This window comes from Enterobacter sp. KBR-315C3_2022 (assembly GCF_041399425.1).
In the GTDB taxonomy this organism is placed as follows: domain Bacteria; phylum Pseudomonadota; class Gammaproteobacteria; order Enterobacterales; family Enterobacteriaceae; genus Enterobacter.
This window is the reverse complement of the sequence record NZ_JBGKEB010000010.1, coordinates 74,301-97,947: the sequence shown is the minus strand read 5'-3', so window position 1 is coordinate 97,947 and position 23,647 is coordinate 74,301. Positions and strand designations below refer to the sequence as shown.

24 protein-coding genes are annotated in these 23,647 nt (G+C 58.8%); 4 read left to right on the top strand and 20 right to left on the bottom strand.

Features of this window, described 5'->3' with window-relative positions; genetic code table 11:
- Positions 1-89: 89 nt before the first annotated feature.
- Complete coding sequence (locus AB8804_RS12710) at positions 90-791, bottom strand: pirin family protein (protein ID WP_371186626.1); 702 nt, start codon at positions 789-791, stop codon at positions 90-92.
- Positions 792-895: 104 nt separating this feature from the next.
- On the opposite strand from AB8804_RS12710, the gene yhaJ reads away from it, so the two are divergent.
- Positions 896-1,798, top strand: a complete 903-nt coding sequence (gene yhaJ / locus AB8804_RS12705) for a DNA-binding transcriptional regulator YhaJ (protein ID WP_112010846.1) — start codon at positions 896-898, stop codon at positions 1,796-1,798.
- Positions 1,799-1,839: 41 nt separating this feature from the next.
- On the opposite strand, the gene AB8804_RS12700 is transcribed toward yhaJ, so the two are convergent.
- From AB8804_RS12700 to AB8804_RS12645, 12 genes are all read right to left on the bottom strand, one after another.
- Positions 1,840-2,187 (bottom strand): DUF805 domain-containing protein, encoded by a 348-nt coding sequence (locus AB8804_RS12700; protein WP_371186756.1) that lies wholly within the window; start codon positions 2,185-2,187, stop codon positions 1,840-1,842.
- 149 nt (positions 2,188-2,336) lie between these two features.
- Entirely contained in the window at positions 2,337-2,702 is a 366-nt protein-coding gene (locus AB8804_RS12695; RefSeq protein ID WP_371186624.1) for a DUF805 domain-containing protein, read from the bottom strand.
- A gap of 226 nt (positions 2,703-2,928) precedes the next feature.
- Positions 2,929-3,915, bottom strand: coding sequence for a glutathione S-transferase family protein (locus AB8804_RS12690; protein WP_371186622.1), 987 nt, complete (start codon positions 3,913-3,915; stop codon positions 2,929-2,931).
- A 72-nt stretch (positions 3,916-3,987) separates the two neighbouring features.
- The gene (locus AB8804_RS12685) at positions 3,988-4,380 is read right to left on the bottom strand and encodes a DoxX family protein (protein ID WP_371186620.1); all 393 of its coding nucleotides are present in this window, start codon (positions 4,378-4,380) and stop codon (positions 3,988-3,990) included.
- Positions 4,381-4,634: 254 nt separating this feature from the next.
- Positions 4,635-4,931 (bottom strand): YqjK-like family protein, encoded by a 297-nt coding sequence (locus AB8804_RS12680; protein WP_371186617.1) that lies wholly within the window; start codon positions 4,929-4,931, stop codon positions 4,635-4,637.
- Positions 4,928-5,326: a phage holin family protein gene (locus tag AB8804_RS12675; protein WP_371186615.1), complete on the bottom strand. Its 399-nt coding sequence runs from the start codon at positions 5,324-5,326 to the stop codon at positions 4,928-4,930. The genes AB8804_RS12680 and AB8804_RS12675 overlap by 4 nt, the downstream gene beginning before the upstream one ends.
- Before the next feature lie 2 nt (positions 5,327-5,328).
- Positions 5,329-5,634 (bottom strand): YqjD family protein, encoded by a 306-nt coding sequence (locus AB8804_RS12670; protein ID WP_371186613.1) that lies wholly within the window; start codon positions 5,632-5,634, stop codon positions 5,329-5,331.
- 29 nt (positions 5,635-5,663) lie between these two features.
- On the bottom strand, positions 5,664-6,032 hold the full coding sequence (locus AB8804_RS12665; RefSeq protein WP_371186611.1) for a DUF1090 domain-containing protein: 369 nt from the start codon (positions 6,030-6,032) through the stop codon (positions 5,664-5,666).
- A 154-nt stretch (positions 6,033-6,186) separates the two neighbouring features.
- A complete protein-coding gene (mzrA, locus tag AB8804_RS12660) occupies positions 6,187-6,570 on the bottom strand; it encodes an EnvZ/OmpR regulon moderator MzrA (RefSeq protein WP_371186609.1) in 384 nt (127 codons plus the stop codon).
- 2 nt (positions 6,571-6,572) lie between these two features.
- Complete coding sequence (gene yqjA, locus AB8804_RS12655; protein WP_371186607.1) at positions 6,573-7,235, bottom strand: DedA family general envelope maintenance protein YqjA; 663 nt, start codon at positions 7,233-7,235, stop codon at positions 6,573-6,575.
- Positions 7,236-7,578: 343 nt separating this feature from the next.
- Positions 7,579-8,355, bottom strand: coding sequence for a transcriptional regulator ExuR (gene exuR / locus AB8804_RS12650; protein ID WP_371186605.1), 777 nt, complete (start codon positions 8,353-8,355; stop codon positions 7,579-7,581).
- A 147-nt stretch (positions 8,356-8,502) separates the two neighbouring features.
- The gene (locus tag AB8804_RS12645) at positions 8,503-9,801 is read right to left on the bottom strand and encodes an MFS transporter (RefSeq protein WP_297116402.1); all 1,299 of its coding nucleotides are present in this window, start codon (positions 9,799-9,801) and stop codon (positions 8,503-8,505) included.
- Between the two features lie 474 nt (positions 9,802-10,275).
- Here AB8804_RS12645 and uxaC point away from each other — a divergent pair, with 474 nt between their 5' ends.
- Positions 10,276-11,688: a glucuronate isomerase gene (gene uxaC, locus AB8804_RS12640; RefSeq protein WP_371186603.1), complete on the top strand. Its 1,413-nt coding sequence runs from the start codon at positions 10,276-10,278 to the stop codon at positions 11,686-11,688.
- 17 nt (positions 11,689-11,705) lie between these two features.
- A complete protein-coding gene (locus AB8804_RS12635) occupies positions 11,706-13,193 on the top strand; it encodes a UxaA family hydrolase (protein WP_371186601.1) in 1,488 nt (495 codons plus the stop codon).
- Between the two features lie 85 nt (positions 13,194-13,278).
- Here AB8804_RS12635 and sstT read toward each other — a convergent pair whose 3' ends face one another.
- The 4 genes from sstT to AB8804_RS12615 form a co-directional block, all read right to left on the bottom strand.
- Entirely contained in the window at positions 13,279-14,520 is a 1,242-nt protein-coding gene (sstT, locus tag AB8804_RS12630) for a serine/threonine transporter SstT (RefSeq protein WP_371186599.1), read from the bottom strand.
- Between the two features lie 231 nt (positions 14,521-14,751).
- A complete protein-coding gene (locus AB8804_RS12625) occupies positions 14,752-15,717 on the bottom strand; it encodes a TerC family protein (protein ID WP_371186597.1) in 966 nt (321 codons plus the stop codon).
- A gap of 248 nt (positions 15,718-15,965) precedes the next feature.
- A complete protein-coding gene (locus AB8804_RS12620; protein ID WP_371186595.1) occupies positions 15,966-16,964 on the bottom strand; it encodes a Gfo/Idh/MocA family oxidoreductase in 999 nt (332 codons plus the stop codon).
- A gap of 70 nt (positions 16,965-17,034) precedes the next feature.
- Complete coding sequence (locus AB8804_RS12615; protein ID WP_371186593.1) at positions 17,035-17,538, bottom strand: YgjP-like metallopeptidase domain-containing protein; 504 nt, start codon at positions 17,536-17,538, stop codon at positions 17,035-17,037.
- Between the two features lie 83 nt (positions 17,539-17,621).
- Here AB8804_RS12615 and rlmG point away from each other — a divergent pair, with 83 nt between their 5' ends.
- Positions 17,622-18,758 (top strand): 23S rRNA (guanine(1835)-N(2))-methyltransferase RlmG, encoded by a 1,137-nt coding sequence (rlmG, locus tag AB8804_RS12610; RefSeq protein WP_371186591.1) that lies wholly within the window; start codon positions 17,622-17,624, stop codon positions 18,756-18,758.
- 89 nt (positions 18,759-18,847) lie between these two features.
- On the opposite strand, the gene AB8804_RS12605 is transcribed toward rlmG, so the two are convergent.
- The 3 genes from AB8804_RS12605 to lsrR all read right to left on the bottom strand — a co-directional run bounded on the left by AB8804_RS12605 (position 18,848) and on the right by lsrR (position 23,640).
- Complete coding sequence (locus AB8804_RS12605) at positions 18,848-20,869, bottom strand: FAD-dependent oxidoreductase (protein WP_371186589.1); 2,022 nt, start codon at positions 20,867-20,869, stop codon at positions 18,848-18,850.
- A gap of 186 nt (positions 20,870-21,055) precedes the next feature.
- Complete coding sequence (lsrK, locus tag AB8804_RS12600; protein WP_371186587.1) at positions 21,056-22,636, bottom strand: autoinducer-2 kinase; 1,581 nt, start codon at positions 22,634-22,636, stop codon at positions 21,056-21,058.
- A gap of 32 nt (positions 22,637-22,668) precedes the next feature.
- The gene (gene lsrR, locus AB8804_RS12595) at positions 22,669-23,640 is read right to left on the bottom strand and encodes a transcriptional regulator LsrR (protein WP_371186585.1); all 972 of its coding nucleotides are present in this window, start codon (positions 23,638-23,640) and stop codon (positions 22,669-22,671) included.
- Positions 23,641-23,647 lie beyond the last annotated feature (7 nt).

The following is a 23,647-nucleotide window of genomic DNA, read 5'->3' as shown; positions in this document are numbered from 1 at the left end:
CACCCCAACCCCTCTCCCCAAAGGGGCGAGGGGCTCGATCGTTCCCTCTCCCCTTTGGGGAGAGGGTTAGGGTGAGGGGTAAGGTTTAATCACACCGGCAAATCAATCAGCAGCGCGCGCAGCGGCGTATCGGCAACCAGCGTGATATTCGCTTCGTCACGAATAAACGCGCCGTCGCCGCAGGTGAGCGCTTCTTTCTCTTCTGCATGCGTGACCGCATGCACCGTGCCGTAAATCGACTGCAGGTAGGCGCGCGGGCCGTGCAGCTGGAAGCTCGCCCGTTCGCCTTTTTTCAGCTCGATATGGTGCAGCCACACCTGCTGGCGCAGCTGCAGGCTGCCGCTGCTGCCGTCCGGTGAGGCAATCAGCTGCTGCTTATCGCCCGTTAAATCTATCTTCTGCACCGGCGGGTTTTCCCGCTCCGGGCAGGCATCCAGCCACAGCTGCATGCGGGTCAGCGTTTTATCTTTGCTGAGATTATGCTCGCTGTAGCTCATGCCGGGCTGCGTTGAAATCAGTAACGCTTCGCCCGCCTTTGCCTGGACATGATTGCCCTCGCTGTCGCGGTATTCTGCCTCGCCTTCCAGGATCAGGTTCAAAATATCGACTTTCGGATACGCGCGCGGCTGGAAGGACGCGCCCGGCGCGAGCACTTCCTGGTTTAACACGCGCAGAGAGGCGTACCCGAGGAGTTTAGGGTCAAAGTAGTGTCCAAAGGAAAAGGTGTAGCGGGCCTGCAGCCAACCGAAATCGGCTTGTCCGCACTGTTTCGCCGTTCTTGTCGTAATCATAAACTTGACCTCTCTTTACACTAAAACAATGGTAAAGGTATGGACGCTGCATTGTTAGCCAGATATTCTGCCCGGTATGTTCAAATTTCCTGAATGAGAACGAGATGGCTAAAGAGAGAGCATTGACGCTTGAGGCGCTCCGGGTGATGGACGCCATTGACAGGCGTGGCAGCTTTGCTGCCGCGGCAGACGAGCTTGGGCGCGTACCGTCTGCCCTGAGCTACACCATGCAAAAGCTGGAAGAAGAACTGGACGTGGTGCTCTTTGACCGTTCAGGTCATCGAACAAAATTCACCAATGTTGGCCGCATGCTGCTGGAGCGCGGGCGCGTGCTGCTGGAAGCGGCGGACAAGCTAACCACCGACGCCGAAGCGCTGGCGCGCGGCTGGGAAACCCATCTGACGCTGGTCACGGAGGCGCTGGTACCGACCGAGGCGCTGTTCCCGCTGGTGGATCGCCTTGCGGCTAAGGCCAATACCCAGCTGTCGATCATCACCGAAGTCCTGGCGGGTGCGTGGGAACGTCTGGAAACGGGCAGGGCGGATATCGTTATTGCGCCGGACATGCATTTTCGCTCGTCGTCGGAAATCAACTCCCGCAAGCTTTACAGCATCATGAACGTTTACGTTGCCGCGCCGGATCACCCGATCCACCAGGAGCCGGAGCCGCTCTCCGAAGTGACCCGCGTGAAGTACCGCGGCGTGGCGGTGGCCGATACCGCGCGCGAGCGCCCGGTGTTAACGGTGCAGCTGCTGGACAAACAGCCGCGCCTCACGGTGACCTCGCTGGAAGATAAGCGCCAGGCGCTGCTGGCGGGCCTGGGCGTGGCGACCATGCCGTATCCGTTCGTCGAAAAAGATATTGCTGAAGGGCGGCTGCGCGTGGTGAGTCCGGAATACACCAGCGAAGTCGATATTATTATGGCGTGGCGACGCGACAGCATGGGCGAGGCAAAATCGTGGTGTCTGCGCGAAATTCCGAAGCTTTTTGCGCACTACAATAAATAAGCATGTGGGCCCGGTAGGCGTAAGCGCCACCGGGCTTTATGTTATGCGCTAAGTTTTGGATCCGGACCAAAGCGGTTTTCGCCTGCTTCACCTTTTCCGGCCATGAAGAAGAGTAAAACCAGCCAGCCCAGCAGCGGGATAAAAATTAGCAATAGCCACCACGCTGAACGTCCGGTATCGTGCAGGCGACGAAAAGCCAGCGCAAACGCTGGAATCAGTATTGCCAGCTCATAAATCCTGTCAATGCCTAAATCACCCAGTAGGTTATTCAGGAACGATACGCACGTTGTAACGATCATACTGATAAGTACGAACATCCAATACTCTTTACGGCGTGCGCGTCCTTTAAAACCAAAATAGTTTTTTAATACTTTTAAATACCAACCCATAAGGTTTTTCCCTTTATTTGCAATATGCTCATTCATTGAGCGGCAAACATCATAGGTTGGTGATAAATCAGGGTAAAGCGTGGTAAAGGCGTTTTCAGAATAACGAACGTTTTAAGCGATCAATTATTCAGTTTCGTCACCGCCGAAAACTATTGGTTCAATTTAGGATCCGGACCAAAGCGGTTTTCGCCCGGCGTGCCGTTCTGACAGTTGAAGATCAGGATCACCAGCCAGCCGATAATCGGGATCAACACCAGCAGCAGCCACCACGCGGAGCGATCGGTGTCGTGCAGGCGGCGAAACAGCACGGCCCACGACGGCAGCAGGACCAGCAGACCATAAATGGTCGTCAGTACCCCTTCACCGCTCGCGCGCTCCCAGCCGAGGATCCTGTCCACAATGCCCAGCACCATGATGAGGACGAAGTTCACCAGAACGAACATCCAATATTCTTTGCGGCGGGCGCGGCCGCCGAATCCAACGTAGTTGCGCAGTACTTTTAAATACCAGTCCATTTTTCCTTGCCTCTTTAATCGGTCAATCACTTGTTTTCTAAGCGATCGAGGTAAGGATAGATTGATATCGTGAATTAAAAAAGGGCATCTACCCGTCATACTTCACGTTGCCTGTGCGTTGGCTGTCCTCGCTCACCCCAGTCACGTACTTATGTACGCTCCTGGGGATTCGATGAGGAGCCGCCTTCATGCAACTCGAATTATTTCGGGTATATATACAGAATATTTATCCAAAACGGACGTCGCGCCCGTGCGGCTCGTCCAGATCCTGCCACGGGCCGATGGAGATAATGCCCGTCGGGTTGATGGTCTTGTGGCTGCGGTAGTAGTGTGTGCGAATGTGGTCAAAATCGACCGTCTCCGCGATCCCCGGCATCTGATAGATGTCGCGCAGGAAGCCGTACAGGTTCAGATAGTCGCTGATGCGGTGCTTGTCGCACTTAAAGTGGGTGACGTACACCGGATCGAAACGCACGAGCGTGGTCCACAGGCGAATGTCCGCTTCCGTCAGGCGATCGCCCGTCAGGTAGCGATGCTGGCCGAGGATCTGCTCCAGGCGTTCGAGGGATTCAAACACCTTCCCCACCGCCTCGTCGTAGGCTTCCTGGCTGGTGGCGAATCCGGCCTTATAGACGCCGTTGTTCACGTTGTCGTAGATCCAGCCGTTCAGCTCGTCAATTTTATCGCGCAGTTCAACCGGGTAGTAATCCCCGGCGCGGGCGCCGTGGGCGTCAAACGCGGTGTTGAACATGCGGATGATCTCCGCTGATTCGTTGCTGACGATGGTCTGGTTTTTCTTGTCCCAGAGTACCGGGACGGTCACGCGTCCGGTGTAGTGCGGATCGGCGCGAAGATAGAGCTGGTACAGGAAATCGTGGTGATAGAGTTCGTCGCCGGTGGCCGCGGGGTAATCACTGTCGAACGTCCAGCCGTTTTCCAGCATCAGCGGGTTAACTACCGAAACGGGGATTAACGACTCCAGCCCCTTCAGCTTGCGAACGATCAGCGTGCGGTGCGCCCACGGACAGGCGAGCGAAACATACAGATGATAGCGATCTTTCTCGGCCGCGAAGCCGCTTTCGCCGCTCGGACCGGCCGCGCCGTCGGGGGTTAGCCAGTTACGGAAGGCCGAAACGGAGCGCTTAAAGCGACCACCAGTGGATTTGGTGTCATACCAGACATCCTGCCAGACGCCGTCTACGAGTTGTCCCATTTTTTTCTCCTCCGTCAGATAGCAAAAGCGAGGAGATGTCTCCTCGCTTTGGGTTCAATCAGTATAGCGTGCTTACCACTTCTTATTCAGAGCGCGGTCGATGCTGAATGCGCCAGGACCGGTGATAGCCAACAGCAGGAAGCCGCCCGCGATGGTCAGGTTTTTCATGAACATCAGGGAGTTCACGCCTTCCGCAAAGTTGCTGTGGAAGATGAACGCCGTCAGCAGGGTGAAGCCTGCGGTGAACAGCGCGGTGGTGCGGGTCAGGAAGCCGAACAAAATGGCCAGTCCGCCGCCAAACTCAAGCAGGATGGTCAGCGGCAGCAGGAACCCCGGCACGCCCATCGCTTCCATATACTGCTGAGTGCCCGCGTAGCCGGTGATTTTGCCCCAGCCTGCGGTGATAAACAGAATCGGCATCAGAATACGCGCGACCAGAACACCAACATCTTCTAATTTTTTCATTTTACTCTCCAGGAAACCACTTTGGCGGCTAATTATTTTTTACGTGCAAATTCGGTGAGATACCGCGTCTTTGCTGTCGATGGAGAGGAGTGTAAACGGGGCGGGTAGCAATTGTTAGCAAGGAAAACTGTCAATCTTTATCAAAGATATTGAGTAAGAAGGCGTGCGGGCTGGTGCCCTCATCCCATCCCTCAGCCCACAGGGAGAGGGTGCAAAAACAAAAAACGGTAACCAGGGTTACCGTTTTGCTTTTATCACCGTAGCTGTTGCTTACGCAGCGTTGTCTTGACCAGACGCCAGGCGCTCCAGACGCCGAAGCCGCGACGGGCCCAGCGGATCAGCATATTAGGATGACGTATGGTCCAAATCGCCATCACGCTGCTGCCCACCAGCGCCCACGAGCGCAGGCTCAGAAACGTATTCCAGCCGCGATCGTAGCGTTCCGTTAGCTCCAGCCAGTCACGACGGCTGGCGGACAGATCCAGCCGCTGCTGCTGGATCTGGCTCAGCAGGTAGGCTTTTCGCTTTAGACGTTCGGCTGTGCTGCTCACGGCTTGTCATCCTCCAGCAGCGCGCGGTCGTTTGCCAGCTCCTGACGCGTGTGGCGCAGGAACGTGGACTGGCGCGCTTTACGCATCGTCCACAGGCCGCCAATCAGCGCGCCAACCAGCAGAACAACGGTGGTGGCGATCATCGCATTAAGACGATACTGCGGATCGATGGCCCAGATAATCAGCACCATCAGGCTCATCAGCCCAAATGCGGCGAAAAGCATGGTCAGCCCGAGCATAAGCAGCATCTGGAAAAGGTTGGCTTTCTCCTCTTCCAGCTCCACTACCGCCAGACGAACTCGCGTTTCGGCAATCCCGACCAGCGTGGTCAAAATACGCTGGCCGATGCCGAGGACGTTTTTAGCAGGCCCTTGTGCGTGACGAGGATCTTCCATAATTAACGACGCGTCAGCAGAACGCCCAGCACGACGCCAATCGCGGCACCGATGCCTACGCCGGTCCACGGGTTATCACGCACGTATTCGTCTGCACGCGCCGCGGCTTCGCGGGTCTGTTTGGCCAGCGCATCGCCGGTTTCACCCAGACGATAGCGGCTCTCTTTCAGCGCGCTTTCCGCTTTGCTGCGCAGCTTGCCCAGCTCTTCTTTGGATTTATCAGTAGAGGAGTTCAGCACCTCTTCCAGCGTGTCCGCCAGGGATTTCAGTTCAGCGCGCAGATTTTCTGAAGTCGTATCTTTTGACATGATTCTCTCCTGTTGAGATTTCCGTTAACTCAATAATCGCGAGCTTCCAGCGCTTTCAGGTCTTCCTGCGCCTCTTTCAGCTTTCTTTCGCGCTTGGCAATTTTATCCGCATCACCTTTCTCTTTCGCTTCCTGCAGGTCTTGACGGCGCTCGGCTATCTCGTCCTTTTGTTCAGCGATTTTTTTCTGGTGGTCGGCACGCAGCTGGCTGTCCGTGCAGTTGGCTTTCACTTCGCTCAGCGCTTTTTTCAGCCCGTCGATCCGGTGCTGGTTGTTGTGCTTTTCGGCATAACTGATTTCACGCTGTATGTCCTGCTCCTTCTCCTGACAAAGAGAGTTGGCGAAGGAGGCAGTGCTTAACGAAAAAAGGGCCAGAGCCAGAGTGATGCGGTATTTCATTATTGAAACCTTCCATTGTGTGACGGCAAACCTGACGGTATTACCGTTTTCCAAAGTCATGCGGAGAACAACTGAGGGGTGCTCCGCGTACTTAAGCATAGTAAGTAAACGGCATAATCACCAAAAGCAGTGAAAAGATTCGGAATCCTGGTAATTAACCCAACCGATGCGATGTGTCGCGTAACCGGGAAAGCCAGGCCGCTGCCTGACTTTCATCTTCCTGCTGCGCAATGATGTATACCTGCGGCAGCGTGCGGTCCAGCACTGCTTTTGCGGCGGCGCTTTGCGCGCTGGAGTCAAATTTTATGAGCAAAACGTCGTCCTGCGGCGTAATGCTTTTAAAGCGGATGCCGTTTGCATCCAGGTGATGCCAGATGGAAAAACCGTCCGGCACGCTGGCACCCTGATTCAACGGGCGAATCGCCAGCGTGGATTCTTCATGCTGCAGCGCAGTCCAGAGCAGAACCAGCGTGCTGAATATCATCAGCGTAGCGAGGGCCCAGGAAAAACGGCGCAGCGCGCGCGGTGAGATAGCCATAGTTAGCCTTTGGCCCCGTATTTTTTCTTCCACAGCACCACCAGCGAGCCGACCAGGCCAAAGACCAGCAGCACGACCGGCAGCAGCATCAGGCATGACATCAGCTGGTCTTCGTATTTCATAAAAACCGGCGTTTTGCCCAGCGCGTAGCCCAGCGTGGTCAGGATCAGCACCCACAGCAGGCCGCTCATCCAGTTGAAGAACTGGAAGCGCGCGCTGCTCAGGCCGGAAAGGCCGGCAATGGTCGGCAGCAGCGTTCGCACAAAGGCGATAAAGCGGCCCATCAGCAGCGCGGAAAGCCCGTGCTTATGGAACAGGTGGTGTGCGCGCTGGTGATAATGCGCGGGGAGATGCGAAAGCCAGTTCTGCACGATGCGCGTATTGCCGAGCCATCGTCCCTGAATATAGCTCAACCAGCAGCCCAGGCTGGCGGCAATGGTCAGCAGCAGGATAGTTTGCGGAAAGGCCATCGCCCCTTTCGCGCACAGTACGCCCACCAGCACCAGCAGGCTGTCTCCCGGTAAAAACGCGGCAGGCAGCAGTCCGTTCTCAAGGAACAGAATCATAAATAAGACGAAATAGAGCATGCCAATCATGGACGGGTTGGCCAGCGTTTCGAAATCCTGTGCCCATAAGGCTTGCAGGAGTTGAGTCAAAAGTTCCATTCAGTATTCCTGGAAATCGGTTAACGTCACGCCTGTTATCCGGGAAAAACAGTACGGCGACATTATAGTGATTTCATTATGGTCGCTCGCGGACACATGGGTGGTGGCCAGAACTGTTCCCTGTTAATTGGCTGGTAAGCAAGCACTAACTTACTAGAATGCAAATTGAATCCAAGTGTAACAAAGCCCAGCGTTTTTCGTCACAGAAATTGCATGGGCAAAGTGATTTTGGCGTAAGCCCTGGAAGTGAGCGAGGGATTTTACAAAGGCTGACACTATATATGTTTTGCTTACCCACCGGCGCAAGGCGCGCAGCGGTGGGCTTTGCCAGCGAAGCGGCGTGTTATTTTGCCTGACTGGCGGCGGTATCCAGATGAACCACCGGATTATCGGCAAAAAGATAGCGGTCAGCGTTAAATTCGAAGTCGTCGCTGGTTTCGTTAAACAGCATCAGCTTGGTGTTTTCCAGATGCTGCCACATTGCCAGCTTGGCCGCGTGCGGGTCTTTGCGAATCAGCGCCTTAAGGATCTGGTCGTGATCGTCACACCAGTTATCCACGGTGCGTGAATCAATGTGATCGTGCAGTTTTTTCCAGTACGGGTTGTGAACGCGCTGAGTCCACATTTTTTCCACGATTGCCGCCAGCGCGGTATTTTGGGTTGCCAGCGCTACCTGGACGTGGAACTGTAAATCCCACTCTGAATCGCGGAAACATTTTTCCTTACGCGCTTTCTCCTGAATATCCATCAGCTTCATGATGTCCTGCTTGGTCACCTGGGTGGCGGCAAACTCGGCAATGTTGCTTTCAATCAGCTGGCGAGCCTGGAGCAGCTCAAACGGACCGTAGCTGGCAAACTCCAGGCTTTCGTCCGGTACGGGGGAGTGTTTTGCCTGGTTGGAAATCACGTGGATGCCGGAACCTTTGCGCACTTCGACATAGCCTTCCACTTCCAGCATGATGATCGCTTCACGCACCACGGTGCGGCTGACGCTTTTTTCATCCGCAATGAAGCGCTCGGCGGGAAGTTTATCACCAACGAGATAGACGCCTTGCTCGATGCGATCTTTCAGCTCAGCGGCAAGTTGCTGATATAAACGGCGTGGTTCGGTGATTTCCATATGCGCTCCAGGCAGGGTACGGCGGAGTATTTGTTATACCACTTTTGCGCGCCAGTCTCCAGATTTCGCCATGAAAAAAGCCGCCCGGAGGCGGCTTTCAGGTTTTGTAGGCCGGGTCAGGCGAAGCCGCCACCCGGCACAGCGATGCTAACTCTGCGTCGCCGGTCCTCCGAGGGACTCTCTCTCGAGCTCCTCGGCGGATTTGCTTTTCAGCACCGTCCAGATCACCACCGCTCCCATCAGGTCGAAGATGGCCAGCACGGCGAACAGCGGGCTAAAGCCGATGGTATCCGCCAGGGCGCCCACCACCAGCGCGAACAGGGTGCTCGCGGTCCAGGCGGCCATGCCGGTCAGGCCGTTTGCCGTTGCCACTTCGTTACGGCCAAAGACGTCGGAAGAGAGCGTAATCAGCGCGCCCGACAGGGACTGGTGCGCAAAGCCACCGACGCACAGCAGGGCGATAGCGATATACGGGCTGGTGAACAGGCCGATCATCCCCGGGCCAATCATCAGCAGCGCGCCCATCGTCACCACCATTTTACGCGAGACGATCAGGTTCACGCCAAACCAGCGCTGGAACAGCGGAGGCAGGTAGCCGCCAACGATACAGCCGAGGTCCGCAAACAGCATTGGCATCCAGGCGAACATCGCAATCTCTTTCAGGTTAAAGCCGTATACCTTAAACATGAACAGCGGGATCCACGCGTTAAACGTTCCCCAGGCAGGCTCGGCGAGGAAGCGCGGCAGGGCGATACCCCAGAACTGGCGCGTGCCGAGGATCTGCAGGACCGACATCTTTTTGCCGTTGTTGGTCTGGTGCTGTGCTTCCTGGCCGCCGATGATGTACTCGCGCTCTTCTTCAGACAGCTTTTTCTGATCGCGCGGGTGTTTATAGAAGATAAGCCACGCCATGGCCCAGGCGAAGCTCAGCACGCCGGAGATGATGAACGCCAGCTGCCAGCTGTGCATTACGATAGCCCACACCACCAGAGGCGGGGCAATCATTGCGCCAATAGATGAACCCACGTTGAAGTAGCCGACGGCAATAGAGCGCTCTTTCGCCGGGAACCACTCGGAGCTGGCTTTCAGCCCGGCCGGGATCATCGCCGCTTCGGCAGCCCCTACCGCGCCGCGCGCCAGCGCCAGGCCGCCCCAGCTGCCTGCGAGCGCGGTTGCGCCACAGAAAACAGCCCAGGTGACGGCGAAGAAGGCATAACCGATTTTGGTGCCTAACACGTCCAGCACATAGCCAGCGACCGGCTGCATGATGGTATAAGCCGCGGAGTAGGCTGCAATGATGTATGAGTACTGCTGGGTCGAAATGTGCAGCTCTTCCATTAGCGTTGGCGCAGCCGCCGCAATGGTATTACGCGTCAGGTAACCCAGCACGGTGCCGAGCGTCACCAGTGCAATCATATACCAACGTAACCCTTTAATTTTACGCATGTAAAACCTCATCGTTATGTGATTTCCGCACCGGGTGCGGCAATCGCTCAACCCTCTTCGGGAGCAATTGTTAACGGGAGGGGCGTCACCAGGAGATGTCCCGATCCGGCCCGAACCTTGCCAAAAGTCATCGTGCTTAAGTGGGTATCCATACCGTTAAATCCGGTGTATCAAACACCGGTAATGCATTCCGTCGGCTTATTGATGCGACGGCGAAAAGATAACTTGTCATACAACTTTAAAAGGTGAGTGACATCACAATTGCTGGAATCTTTGTAGGGGCATTCTGACTGGCGAGAGAAGCCAGTAATGGCGCGGTTTTCAGGCGAGTTTACCTCTTTGAGGGTAAATTATTTGTCTGTGTTTATTGATCTGACTCACGAAAAAAACTACGGGCTCTGGAAATTGGTGTGATAACTTTGCAGCATCTGAACATCAAGCTTTCTGACGCTCTCGCTACAGAGGAAGACGATAATGACCCCGTTTATGACCGAAGATTTCCTGTTAGATACCGAGTTTGCCCGCCGTCTGTACCACGACTACGCAAAAGACCAGCCGATTTTCGACTACCACTGCCATCTGCCGCCGCAGCAGGTTGCTGAAAATTACCGTTTTAAAAACCTGTATGATATCTGGCTGAAGGGTGATCACTATAAGTGGCGTGCGATGCGCACCAACGGCGTGGCGGAACGCCTCTGCACCGGCGACGCAACCGACCGCGAGAAGTTTGACGCCTGGGCCGCCACCGTGCCGCACACCATCGGCAACCCGCTGTACCACTGGACGCACCTCGAGCTGCGCCGTCCGTTCGGCATCACCGGCAAGCTCCTTTCCCCGACGACCGCAGATGAAATCTGGGACCAGTGCAACGAACTGCTGGCGCAGGATCGCTTCACCGCGCGCGGCATCATGCAGCAGATGAACGTGAAGATGGTCGGCACCACGGACGATCCAATCGACTCGCTGGAGCACCATGCGGTCGTGGCGCAGGACACCTCTTTCGACATCAAGGTACTGCCGAGCTGGCGTCCTGATAAAGCCTTCAACATTGAGCAGGCGACCTTCAGCGACTATATGGCGAAGCTTGCCGAGGTCTCTGATACCGATATTCGCCGCTTCGCCGACCTGCAGTCCGCGCTGACGAAGCGCCTGGACCACTTTGCGGCGCACGGCTGTAAAGTTTCCGACCACGCGCTGGACGTGGTGATGTTTGCGGAATCCAACGAGGCGGATCTGGATAACATCCTGGCGCGCCGTCTCTCGGGCGAAACGTTGAGCGAGCACGAAGTCGCGCAGTTTAAAACGGCGGTGCTGGTCTTCCTCGGCGCGGAATACGCGCGTCGCGGCTGGGTGCAGCAGTACCACATCGGCGCGCTGCGCAACAACAACCAGCGTCAGTTCAGGCTGCTGGGCGCGGACGTGGGCTTCGACTCCATCAACGACCGCCCGATGGCGGAAGAGCTCTCTAAGCTGCTGAGCAAGCAGAACGAGCAAAACCTGCTGCCAAAAACCATCCTTTACTGCCTGAACCCGCGCGATAACGAAGTGCTGGGCACCATGATCGGCAACTTCCAGGGCGAAGGCATGCCGGGCAAGATGCAGTTCGGTTCCGGCTGGTGGTTTAACGATCAGAAGGACGGCATGGAGCGTCAGATGACGCAGCTGGCGCAGCTTGGCCTGCTCAGCCGCTTTGTCGGCATGCTGACCGACAGCCGCAGCTTCCTGTCTTATACACGTCATGAATATTTCCGCCGCATTCTGTGCCAGATGATTGGCCGCTGGGTGCAGGCGGGCGAAGCCCCGGCGGATATCCAGCTGCTGGGCGAGATGGTGAAAAACATCTGCTTTAACAATGCGCGCGACTACTTCGCCATTGAACTGAACTAAGGCCGTTTGAGGTTGATATGCACTACATCAAGATCCATTCGCTGGATAACGTGGCCGTCGCGCTGGCCGATTTAACCGAAGGCGCGGTGGTGACCGTTGAGAACCATACGGTCACCCTGCGCCAGGCGATTGCGCGCGGGCATAAATTTGCCGTGTGCCCCATCGCCAAAGGGGAAAACGTCGTGAAGTACGGTTTGCCCATTGGTCACGCGCTGCAGGATATTGCGCCGGGTGAACACATTCACTCGCACAATACCCGCACCAACCTCAGCGACCTGGACGAGTACAGCTATCAACCTGACGTTCAGGCTGAAGCGGGGCAGGCGGCGGATCGCGACGTGCAGATCTACCGCCGCGCCGGTGGCGAGGTGGGGATCCGCAACGAGCTGTGGATCCTGCCGACCGTAGGCTGCGTGAACGGGATTGCGCGTCAAATCCAGACGCGCTTCCTGAAGGAGACCCGCGATGCCGAAGGCACCGACGGCGTTCATCTTTTCAGCCACACCTACGGCTGCTCGCAGCTGGGCGACGACCATATTAATACGCGAACCATGCTGCAAAACATGGTTCGCCACCCGAACGCGGGCGCGGTGCTGGTGATTGGCCTGGGCTGTGAAAACAACCAGGTGGATGCCTTCCGCGAAACGCTGGGCGAGTTCGACGCCGAGCGCGTGCGCTTTATGGTGTGTCAGCATCAGGACGACGAGGTGGAGGCGGGGCTGGAGCAGCTTCACCAGCTGTATGAGGTGATGCGCCACGACCAGCGCGAAGCGGGCAAGCTGAGCGAGCTGAAGTTTGGCCTGGAGTGCGGCGGCTCGGACGGGCTGTCCGGCATCACCGCCAACCCGATGCTCGGCCGCTTCTCGGACTACGTGATTGCCAACGGCGGCACCACGGTGCTGACCGAAGTGCCGGAAATGTTTGGCGCAGAGCGTATCCTGATGAGCCACTGCCGCGACGAAGAGACGTTTGAGAAGACGGTGACGATGGTCAACGACTTCAAGCAGTACTTTATTGCCCACAACCAGCCGATTTATGAAAACCCATCGCCGGGCAACAAGGCGGGCGGGATCACCACGCTTGAAGAAAAATCCCTTGGCTGCACCCAGAAAGCCGGCGCAAGCCAGGTGGTGGACGTGCTGCGCTACGGCGAGCGGCTAAAAACGCACGGGCTTAATCTGCTGAGCGCGCCGGGTAACGATGCGGTTGCTACCAGCGCGCTGGCGGGCGCGGGCTGTCATATGGTGCTGTTCAGCACCGGGCGCGGCACGCCGTACGGCGGCTTTGTGCCGACGGTAAAAATCGCCACCAACAGCGAGCTGGCGGCGAAGAAGAAACACTGGATCGATTTCGATGCGGGGCAGCTGATCCACGGCAAGGCGATGCCGGAACTGCTGGTTGAGTTTGTGGATACCATCGTTGAATTTGCCAACGGCAGGCAGACCTGCAACGAGAAGAACGACTTCCGCGAGCTGGCGATCTTCAAGAGTGGTGTGACGCTGTAAGTTCGGTGTCGGGTGGCGCTACGCTTACCCGACCTACAAAAAACCGTAGGCCCGGTAAGGCGTAGCCGCCACCGGGCTTTTCTTTTTAACCTCGCAGGGCGTTCTTCGCTAAGCGCGCGTCTTCCGCCTGACAGGCCGCAGCGGTAAACAGCACGTCGGTAGAGGAGTTAAGCGCCGTTTCGCAGGAATCCTGCAATACGCCGATGATAAAGCCGACGGCAACCACCTGCATGGCGATCTCGTTCGGGATGCCGAACATATTGCACGCCAGCGGGATCAGCAGCAGCGAACCGCCCGCCACGCCGGAAGCGCCGCAGGCACACAGCGAGGCCACCACGCTCAGCAGCAGCGCCGTTGGCAGATCGACGGGAATACCCAGCGTATGCACCGCCGCCAGCGTCAGCACGGTGATGGTGATCGCCGCGCCCGCCATGTTGACGGTCGCACCCAGCGGAATGGAGACGGAATAAGTATCGCGATCCAGGTTCAGCTTCTCTGCCAGCGCCATGTTCACCGGGATGTTCGCCGCAGAGCTGCGCGTAAAGAAGGCGTACACGCCGCTTTCGCGCAGACACGTCAGCACCAGCGGATACGGGTTGCGGCGGATCTGCCAGAACACCAGCAGCGGGTTGATGACCAGCGCCACCAGCAGCATACAGCCGACCAGAACGATCAGCAGCTGCGCGTAGCCCCACAGGGCGTCAAAGCCGGTGGTGGCCAGCGTGGAGGAAACCAGGCCGAAGATCCCGATTGGCGCAAAGCGAATTACCAGCTTCACCATAAAGGTCACGGCGTTTGACAGATCGTTGACCAGGTTTTTGGTGGTGTCGTTACCGTGACGCAGCGCGAAGCCCAGGCCAATCGCCCAAACCAGAATGCCGATGTAGTTACCGTTCATCAGCGCCGTGACGGGGTTAGAGACCATGCTCATCAGCAGGCCGCGCAACACTTCAACAATTCCTGAAGGCGGAGTGATATCTCCCGCTGCGCTGGTCAGGTGCAGCGTAGACGGGAACAGGAAGCTAAACACGACCGCCGTCAGCGCGGCAGAGAAGGTTCCGAGCAGATACAAAAAGAGAATTGGACGAATATTGGTTTTTTGTCCGTGCTGGTGGTTGGCAATCGACGCCATCACCAGCATCAGGACCAGCACCGGCGCAACCGCTTTCAGCGCGCCCACGAAAAGGGTGCCGAGCAGCCCCGTCGCTTCCGCGGCAGGTTTTGACACCATTGCCAGCAGGATCCCCAGCACCAGCCCGACCAGAATTTGTTTAACAAGACTACCCTGCGCCAGCCGCGCAAGCAGGCCGTTTGATTGTGTGCTCATACAAAATTCCTAAGTGAAATTGCGACCCCTCCGGGATGTGCTCTCAGTCACATTTATGTCCGGATGTAAGTAAATGTTTGCCTGGTCGAGTATAGGGAAAGCGCGCGGGGAGGGAAGCGTAAAATGCTGGATTTTACGTACTGCGTCATGTTTTTTAACTATTAGTTAACGAAAGCGCCGGGCGGCGCTTTTTTCACCCTCTCCCTTTGGGAGAGGGCCGGGGTGAGGGGATTACTCCACCTGCTTCTTATCGTGCTGGCGGTTAACCCAGGTATTGATGAGTAGCGTGACGATCAGAATGCCAAACACCACGCCGAGCGAAATCGCGATCGGGATATGGTAGAAGTCGACAATCAGCATCTTGATACCGATAAACACCAGGATCACCGACAGGCCGTACTTCAGCATGGTGAAGCGCTCCGCCGCGCCCGCCAGCAGGAAGTACATCGCGCGCAGGCCGAGGATCGCGAACAGGTTCGAGGTGAGCACGATGAACGGGTCGGTGGTTACCGCGAAGATCGCCGGAATGCTGTCCACCGCGAAAATCACGTCGCTCAGCTCAACCAGAATCAGCACCAGCAGCAGCGGCGTGGCGAACAGCAGGCCGTTTTTGCGCACGAAGAAATGCTCGCTCTCGATCTTATCGGTCATGCGCAGGTGGCCGCGGATCCACTTCACCAGCGGCTTCTCGCCAATGCCCGTCTCATCTTCTTTCGCCAGCGCCATCTTGATCCCGGTGAACAGCAGGAACGCGCCGAAGACGTACAGCAGCCATTCAAACTGAGTAATCAGCCAGCTGCCCGCGAAGATCATAATCGTACGCAGGATAATCGCGCCCAGCACGCCGTACACCAGCACGCGGCGCTGAAGCGACGCAGGGACGGCAAAGTAGCTGAACAGCATCAGCCAGACGAAGACGTTATCGACCGCAAGGGCTTTTTCGATTAAGTAGCCGGTGAGGAAAGCGAGCGCCTGAGGATCGGCAACGGCGCGGCCTTCGGTTGAGGCCAGATACCACCAGAAGGCGGCGCAGAACAGCAGTGAGAGCGTAACCCACACCAGGGACCAGGCGGCGGCCTGCTTCATGGTCATTCCATGCTCCCCGCGACGCCCCTGGAGGAAGAGGTCAATCGCCAGCATGATGAGTACCACGACAGCGAACCCGCCCCACAGCAGCGGAGTACCGACAGTATTCATACTTTTTCCTTACGCATAAAAAACAAAAACGGCTATGGTCAGAAGACGATAGCCGCTAGCGTTTTATGCATAGACCTCGCCTTCCGGCAAGGTCTCACTTACAACCCTAAGGTTGCCCGGCGACCGGATGCGCGATTAACGCATCGTAATGACGATCCACCGGCAAGGAAGTTACTCCCCTTTGCAGGTAACAAAATATGTCAGACCATCGGTTTCGTCAATGGTCTGCGCGCATTCATTACACTGTTTTACGCGATTGCTTCCGCATTCACGCCGTCTGCCGGGAACACCACGCCGGTCTGGCGGCGGATCTCCGTTTGCAGCTTGGCCGTGGTGCGGCTAATCGCGAGCCCTGGGTGATTCACTTCGTTGTCTTCCACCAGACGCGCAAAGACCTCTGCCTCATACAGCATAGTGTTGATATGCTGAGGCTGCGTCAGCTCCTGCGCTTTACCGCCGCGCGGCACGATGCTGACCTTCTGGCACTCGGAGATCTTCTCGATGACCAGCGAGCCGTCTTCGCCCTGAATTTCGCTCGGCAGCACCGAGTCGCTCACCTTGGAGTGCTGGAGCGTGACGCTGAAATCACCGTAGTCGAGCACCACGATGCCGTGCGCGTCCACGCCGCTCTCCAGCAGGCTGGCGGTGGCCGTCACGCCGTGCGGCTCGCCCCACAGCGCCACCGCCGAGGCCAGGCAGTAAAACCCGATGTCCATAATCGAGCCGTTAGAGAAGGCCGGATTGAAGGTGTTCGGGTTCTCGCCGTCAAGGTAGCGCTGGTAGCGCGACGAATACTGGCAGTAGTTGATAAAGGCTTTGCGCACCTTGCCGATCTTCGGCAGGGACTGCTGCAGCAGCAGGAAGTTTGGCAGGCTCGCGGTTTTAAACGCTTCGAACAGCACCACCTGATTCTCGCGGGCGAGGGCGATTGCCGCTTCCACTTCCTGAATGTTCGAGGCCAGCGGCTTCTCGCAAATCACGTGCTTTTTGTGGCTGAGAAACAGCTTCGTCTGCGGGAAGTGCAGGGAATTGGGGCTGGCGATATACACCGCATCGATAGCGTCGCTTTGCGCCATCTCGTCGAGAGAGGTGAACAGATGCTCGACCAGATAATCGTTGGCGAAACTCTGCGCCTGCTCGAGGCTGCGGGAATAGACTGCGGTGAGCTTATATTTGCCGGTTTCGTGGGCGGCGTCGACGAACTGGCGTGTGATCCAGTTCGTGCCAATAACTGCGAAACGTATCATAAACGTTTACGTACTCCGTAGCGGGGAACCTTTAGCCACTGTAGCACGGGATTATTGCAAAACCAGTGCGCTACTGCGCATTACCCTTTAACGATAAATGCGTAAGCCACAGGCGGGTATCAAACTCCAGCTGGTGGTACTGCGGCTCCATGTGGCAGCACAGGGAATAGAAGGCTTTGTCGTGCTCTTTCTCTTTCAGGTGCGCCAGCTCGTGGACCACGATCATCCGCAGGAAGGCTTCCGGCGCGTTGCGAAAAACGGTCGCCACGCGGATCTCGGCCTTGGCCTTCAGCTTGCCGCCCTGCACGCGGGAGATGGCGGTGTGCAGGCCGAGCGCGTTTTTCAGCACGTGGATCTTGTTGTCGTACATCACCTTGTTGATCGGCGGCGCGCTCTTCAGATACCGGTTTTTCAGATCCTGCGTATACTGCCACAGCGCCTTGTCCGTCGCGAAATCATGCGTGCCGGGATAGCGTTTTTCCAGCACTGCGCCCAGCTTCTGCTCGGCAATCAGGCTGCGAACCTGAGAAAGTAAATGCTCCGGGTAGCCCTGGAGATAAGTAAGTTGGTTCATCAACGCCCCAAATCGACAATAAAACGGGTATACTCACGCACCCTTTTCAGGGATACGCCAAATTTTACCATTCAGGAGGGCCGATGAGCCACTTAGACAACGGTTTCCGTTCACTCAACCTTAAACGTTTCCCGGAAACGGACGACGTTAACCCGCTGATGGCGTGGGAAGCGGCGGATGACTATCTGCTGCAGCAGTTGGATGATACTGAAATCAGCGGCCCGGTTCTGATCCTGAATGACGCCTTTGGCGCGCTGGCCTGTGCCCTGGCGGAACACTCGCCTTACAGCATCGGTGATTCCTACCTGAGCGAGCTGGCGACGCGTGAAAACCTGCGCCATAACGATATCGATGAAGGCAGCGTGAAGTTCCTCGACAGCACGGCAGATTACCCGCAGGCACCGGGCGTGGTGCTGATCAAGGTGCCCAAAACCATGGCGCTGCTGGAGCAGCAGCTGCGCGCGCTGCGCAACGTGGTGACGCCAGAGACGCGCATCATCGCGGGCGCCAAGGCGCGCGACATTCACACCTCGACGCTGGAGTTGTTCGAGAAGGTGCTTGGCCCAACGACCACCACGCTGGCGTGGAAAAAAGCGCGCCTGATCAACTGTACCTTCAGCGCGCCGGCGCTGGCCGACGCGCCGGAGACCCTGAGCTGGAAGCTGGAAGGCACCGACTGGACCATCCACAACCACGCGAACGTCTTCTCCCGCACCGGGCTGGATATCGGGGCGCGTTTCTTTATTGAGCATCTGCCGGAGAACCTGGAAGGCGAAATCGTCGATCTGGGCTGCGGCAATGGCGTGATTGGCCTGACGCTGCTGGCGAAGAACCCGGACGCCAGCGTGGTGTTCAGCGACGAATCGCCGATGGCGGTGGCCTCCAGCCGCCTGAACGTGGAAACCAACATGCCGGACGCGCTGGACCGCTGCGAGTTTATGATCAACAACGCGCTGTCGGGCGTCGAGCCGTTCCGCTTCAACGCCGTGTTCTGCAACCCGCCGTTCCACCAGAAGCACGCCCTGACGGATAACGTCGCCTGGGAGATGTTCCACCACGCGCGCCGCTGCCTGAAAATCAACGGCGAGCTGTACATCGTGGCCAACCGCCACCTGGACTACTTCCACAAGCTGAAGAAGATTTTCGGCAACTGCGTCACCATTGCGACCAACAATAAGTTCGTGGTGCTGAAGGCGGTGAAGCTGGGGCGTCGTCGATAATATTTTTTGCCCGGTGGCGCTTCGCTTACCGGGCCTACAATGACCTCGGACCCGTAGGCCCGGTAAGCGAAGCGCCACCGGGCAATGTTCTAGATCTCCAGAGCTAATTTTGTCCCCTGCGCAATCGCCCTTCGCGCATCCAGCTCCATCGCCACGTCGCATCCGCCAATCAAATGCACCGTCACGCCCGCTTCGCGCAGCGGATCGGCCAGATCGCGCTTCGGCTCCTGTCCGGCGCATAAAATCACGTTGTCCACCGCCAGCAGCTGCGGCTCGCCGCCGATCGTCACGTGCAGGCCGTCATCGTCGATCCTCTGATAGCTCACCGCCGGGATCATCTTCACCCCGCGCGCGAGCAGGGTAGCGCGGTGGATCCAGCCGGTGGTTTTGCCCAGCCCTTCGCCCGGCTTGCTGGCCTTACGCTGGAGCATCACGATCCGGCGCGGGCTTTTCGGCAGCTGCGGCCCCTCCGGGCGCAGGCCGCCGGACTGGCTGAGGCTGGTATCGATGCCCCATTCCACGCAAAACTCGGCGATGTTCTGGCTGGTGGCCTCGCCCGGCTGGCTTAGGTACATCGCGGTATCAAAGCCGATCCCGCCGCAGCCGATGATCGCCACCTTCTCGCCGACGGGCACTTTGTCGCGCAGCACGTCCAGATAGCTCAATACCTTCGGATGATCGATGCCCTCGATCGCGGGCGTGCGCGGGGCGATCCCGCTTGCGAGGATCGTCTCATCGAAACCGATCAGATCCGCCGCGGTCACCCGCTGATTGAGCCGCAGCTCGACGCCCGTCAGGTCGATCATCCTCCTGTAGTAGCGCAGCGTTTCGTAAAACTCCTCTTTGCCGGGGATCTGCTTGGCGATGTTGAACTGCCCGCCGATCTCGGCGGCGGCGTCAAACAGCGTCACGCTGTGGCCGCGCGCGGCGGCGTTGACCGCGAACGCCAGCCCTGCCGGGCCCGCGCCGACCACGGCCAGGCGTTTTTTCGCCGCTGCTGGTACGATTGGCATTTTGGTTTCGTGGCAGGCGCGCGGGTTAACGAGGCAGGAGGTGACCTTGCCGACGAAGATCTGATCCAGGCACGCCTGGTTACAGCCGATGCAGGTGTTGATCTCGTCCGCGCGGCCGCTCTGCGCCTTTGACAGCAGCTCGGCGTCCGCCAGGAACGGGCGCGCCATCGACACCATATCGGCGTCGCCGCGCGAGATCACGTCGTCCGCGACCTGCGGATCGTTGATTCGGTTGGTGGTGACCAGCGGGACGGAGACTTTGCCTTTCAGCCTGCGCGTCACCCAGCTGAACGCCGCGCGCGGCACCGGGGTGGCGATGGTCGGGATGCGCGCCTCGTGCCAGCCGATGCCGGTGTTGATGATCGTCGCGCCAGCGGCCTCTATCGCCTGTGCCAGCTGCACCGTTTCGTCGAACGTGCCGCCACCCTCCACCAGATCGAGCATCGACAGGCGGAAAACGATAATAAAGTCCGCGCCCGCACGCTCGCGCACCGCGCGCACCACCTCGACGGCAAAGCGCATCCGGCGGGCATAATCGCCGCCCCATTCGTCGTCGCGATGGTTGGTGCGGGCGGCGAGAAATTCGTTAATCAGATAGCCTTCCGAGCCCATCACCTCCACGCCGTCGTAGCCCGCCTCGCGCGCCAGGGCGGCGCAGCGGGCGAAGTCGTCAATCAGCGTCAGGATCTGGTCGTGGCTGAGCGCGTGCGGCGTAAAGCGGTTGATTGGCGCCTGTAGGGCAGAGGGGGCAACGAGATGTGGCTGATAGCTGTAGCGGCCGGTATGCAGGATCTGCAGGGCGATTTTGCCGCCTTCTCTGTGCACCGCGTCGGTCACGATGCGGTGATGGGCAAGCTGCGAGGCATCGTTCAGCACCGCGCCGCCCTCCATCGTCACGCCGGAGGCGGCAGGCGCGACGCCGCCGGTGACGATCAGCGCCACGCCGTGCCGCGCGCGCTCGGCGTAGAAGGCCGCCAGGCGCTCCGGCCCGTCCGGCCGCTCCTCCAGCCCGGTGTGCATCGAGCCCATCAGCACGCGGTTTTTGAGCGTGGTAAACCCCAGATCGAGCGGGGCGAATAACGACGGGTAGCGGCTCATAGTCTCTTCCAATGTTAATTTATTGTTATGTGGTCGGATGAGTTACTACTTTAGCCAGCGGCAGAAGAAAGGTAAAAGCGGGATCGAATGATTGTGATAGATCTCAAAGAACTTCCCCGGTGGCGCTACGCTTACCGGGGCTACAAAAACCGTAGGCCGGATAAGCGCAGCGCCATCCGGCGTTATTTACGGCGCCGCTGCCCGCACCAACCCCGGCGCCTGCCACATCGACGTTGTCAGCCCGCTGTCCACCAGCCCAAGCTGGTCGGCGTACACCGCCTGCCACTTCTGCATCATGCCGTCATACAGAGCGCGGTGTGCCGGGTTCGGCGTAAATTCCCGGCTCCACTTCACCAGCCGCTCGCCCGTCGAGGCCATATCGGTAAACAGCCCGGCGCCCGTTCCGGCGGCAATCGCGCAGCCGAGCGCGGTGGCCTCCTTTACTTCCGGCACGCGCACCGGCAGGCCGGTAACGTCGCTTAAAATCTGGCTCCACAGCGCCCCCTTCGCGCCGCCGCCCGCAAAGACCAGGCTTTCAAACGCGACGCCGGAGAAGCGCGAAATCTGCGCCAGGTTGCAGGCGGAGACGATCGCCGCGTTCTCCTCCAGCGCGCGGAACAGCGTCGCTTTGTTGCACTTTTCCGGGTCGATGGAGAGGTTAATAAACGACGGCGCGGCGTGGTACCACTGCTTAAAGTGCATCGCGTCGGAGAAGATCGGCATCACCCCGTGGGAGCCTGGCGGCACGCGGCTCGCCATCTCCTCCAGCAGGGCGTAGGTGTCCATCCCCATCCGCTCGGCGATCAGCTTCTCTTCCGCGCAGAAGGCGTCGCGGAACCAGCGCATGGTCAGCCCGGTAAAGAAGCTGATCGACTCCGCCTGCGCCATGCCGGGGATGACGTGCGGATTTACGCGGATGTTCATGTCGGGGTCGGTGCGCACGTCGGGCAGATTCACCACCTGCTGCCAGAAGGTGCCGCCGAGCACCGCCGTTTGTCCGGCGCGCACCACGCCCAGCCCCAGACAGCCCAGCTGCACGTCGCCGCCGCCCATGACGACCGGCGTGCCTTCGCGCAGGCCGCTCTGCTGTGCGGCATCATGGGTAACGGCACCCAGCACGGAACCGGTCTCTTTTACCGGCGAAAGGATGTCGGCGCGCAGCCCGGCCATGTCCAGCAGCGCCGGACGCCAGTCGCGGGAGAAGAGGTCCAGCATGCCGGTGGTGCCCGCGTTGGACGGGTCGACCGCCAGCTCGCCGGAGAGCTTCGCCGCCAGCCAGTCGCTGATCATGGTGATGGTGGCGGCTCGGCGATAAATATCCGGGCGGTGGTGCGCCAGCCACAGCAGGCGCGGCATGGCGCTCAGGGCCAGCGTCTGGCCGGAGACGTCATACACCTCGGATTCAAAGCGGAAGTCGTGGATCTCTTTAAGCTCGGCCACCTCGCGGCTGGCGCGGGCGTCGACGTTGGCGCAGGCCCAGATGGCGTCGCCGTTGCGGTCGTACAGCACGATCCCCTCGCGCATCGAGCAGCAGGCGACGGACTGGATATCCGCCGCGCCAAGATGCGCGCGCGCCAGCGCCTGATGAATACACTCGCAGGCCAGCCGCCAGTTGGTGTCGAGGTCAAACTCCATCGAGCCGGGCACGTTCTCCACGCTCAGGTGCTTCCACTCGGCCTGCCCGACGGCAATCTGATTGCCCTGCAGATCAAAAATGACGGCGCGAACGCTGCCTGTCCCTGCATCTAACGCTAAAAGGTAACTCATGAGCCTGCCTCGCTGTTAGCGCAGGGCTGCTCTTATCCGGCCAGAGCCAGCACCGCGCGGGCTGTCGTCTCTTCCGTCACCAGGCCATTGATACGGCGACCCTTCAGTGCGGCGTAAATCGCTTCGGCTTTCTCTTCCCCGCCCGCCACGCCGACGATGGTCGGCAGCTGCGCCAGTTCATCGAGCGTGACGCCGAGCAACTCTTTGTGGATCTCCAGATCGTCAACGCGCTCCCCGTCGGCGTTGAGGAAATAGCCCAAAATGTCGCCGACCGCGCCTTTGCGAACGTACGTCAGCTGCTCGCCTTCGCTGATATAGCCGGAGCGCAGGATGGTGGCGTCGCGGCGCTGGTTAACGGCACCGATGCCGACTACCGCCACGTCCGCCGCCGTTGCGGCGAGGATCACGTCCCGCACGCTGGTTTCGCGTTTTAAAATCCCGGCAACCTCGGCCGAGGAGACGCGCAGCGGGGCGGGGATCATGCTGACGCTGCACGCCGCGTCCAGCTGGCCGATGCCCGTCATGTACGGCCCGACGCCGCCGGAGAGCGTCACCAGGCGGATCTGCTGGGAGCTAATAAAGCCGCTCAGGTGCTGCAGGCAGCTCATGGTGGTTTCACCAAATCCCACCGCCAGCAGCTGGCCCGGCGCCAGCACGCCCATCAGCGACTGCGCCGCGCCAATGCCCAACCGCACGCTCATCGGCGGGGTGTTCAGGGCGGGCATCACGCGCACCAGCTTCAGCCCGAAGCGCTGCTGTAGTTCGGTCTCCAGCGCCAGGCAGCCCTCGTAGCGCGAGTTGATCTGCACGCGGATCACCCCGGACTGGCGGCCCTTTTCCAGCAGCCGCGAGATCTTCAGGCGCGGCAGGCCGAGCCGCTCGCCGATGTCGTTCTGCGTCAGCCCGTCGTGGTAATAGCACCACGCCACGCGGGCCACCAGCTCCTCTTCCGCCAGGGCAAGCCCGGCAAACCGTCCTTCTTCCGCAGTACGTTTATCGCTCATAGTTGAA

Coding starts and splice junctions, on each gene's coding strand:
- lsrR (WP_371186585.1), bottom strand. CDS start 23,640: ATGAGCGATAAACGTACTGCGGAAGAAGGACGGTTTGCCGGGCTTGCC.
- AB8804_RS12695 (WP_371186624.1), bottom strand. CDS start 2,702: ATGGACTGGTATTTAAAAGTACTGCGCAACTACGTTGGATTCGGCGGC.
- AB8804_RS12615 (WP_371186593.1), bottom strand. CDS start 17,538: ATGAACCAACTTACTTATCTCCAGGGCTACCCGGAGCATTTACTTTCT.
- AB8804_RS12605 (WP_371186589.1), bottom strand. CDS start 20,869: ATGAGCCGCTACCCGTCGTTATTCGCCCCGCTCGATCTGGGGTTTACC.
- AB8804_RS12620 (WP_371186595.1), bottom strand. CDS start 16,964: ATGATACGTTTCGCAGTTATTGGCACGAACTGGATCACACGCCAGTTC.
- AB8804_RS12685 (WP_371186620.1), bottom strand. CDS start 4,380: ATGAAAAAATTAGAAGATGTTGGTGTTCTGGTCGCGCGTATTCTGATG.
- AB8804_RS12635 (WP_371186601.1), top strand. CDS start 11,706: ATGCACTACATCAAGATCCATTCGCTGGATAACGTGGCCGTCGCGCTG.
- sstT (WP_371186599.1), bottom strand. CDS start 14,520: ATGAGCACACAATCAAACGGCCTGCTTGCGCGGCTGGCGCAGGGTAGT.
- yqjA (WP_371186607.1), bottom strand. CDS start 7,235: ATGGAACTTTTGACTCAACTCCTGCAAGCCTTATGGGCACAGGATTTC.
- AB8804_RS12645 (WP_297116402.1), bottom strand. CDS start 9,801: ATGCGTAAAATTAAAGGGTTACGTTGGTATATGATTGCACTGGTGACG.
- AB8804_RS12700 (WP_371186756.1), bottom strand. CDS start 2,187: ATGGGTTGGTATTTAAAAGTATTAAAAAACTATTTTGGTTTTAAAGGA.
- AB8804_RS12710 (WP_371186626.1), bottom strand. CDS start 791: ATGATTACGACAAGAACGGCGAAACAGTGCGGACAAGCCGATTTCGGT.
- exuR (WP_371186605.1), bottom strand. CDS start 8,355: ATGGAAATCACCGAACCACGCCGTTTATATCAGCAACTTGCCGCTGAG.
- rlmG (WP_371186591.1), top strand. CDS start 17,622: ATGAGCCACTTAGACAACGGTTTCCGTTCACTCAACCTTAAACGTTTC.
- yhaJ (WP_112010846.1), top strand. CDS start 896: ATGGCTAAAGAGAGAGCATTGACGCTTGAGGCGCTCCGGGTGATGGAC.
- AB8804_RS12675 (WP_371186615.1), bottom strand. CDS start 5,326: ATGGAAGATCCTCGTCACGCACAAGGGCCTGCTAAAAACGTCCTCGGC.
- AB8804_RS12690 (WP_371186622.1), bottom strand. CDS start 3,915: ATGGGACAACTCGTAGACGGCGTCTGGCAGGATGTCTGGTATGACACC.
- lsrK (WP_371186587.1), bottom strand. CDS start 22,636: ATGAGTTACCTTTTAGCGTTAGATGCAGGGACAGGCAGCGTTCGCGCC.
- mzrA (WP_371186609.1), bottom strand. CDS start 6,570: ATGGCTATCTCACCGCGCGCGCTGCGCCGTTTTTCCTGGGCCCTCGCT.
- AB8804_RS12670 (WP_371186613.1), bottom strand. CDS start 5,634: ATGTCAAAAGATACGACTTCAGAAAATCTGCGCGCTGAACTGAAATCC.
- uxaC (WP_371186603.1), top strand. CDS start 10,276: ATGACCCCGTTTATGACCGAAGATTTCCTGTTAGATACCGAGTTTGCC.
- AB8804_RS12625 (WP_371186597.1), bottom strand. CDS start 15,717: ATGAATACTGTCGGTACTCCGCTGCTGTGGGGCGGGTTCGCTGTCGTG.
- AB8804_RS12665 (WP_371186611.1), bottom strand. CDS start 6,032: ATGAAATACCGCATCACTCTGGCTCTGGCCCTTTTTTCGTTAAGCACT.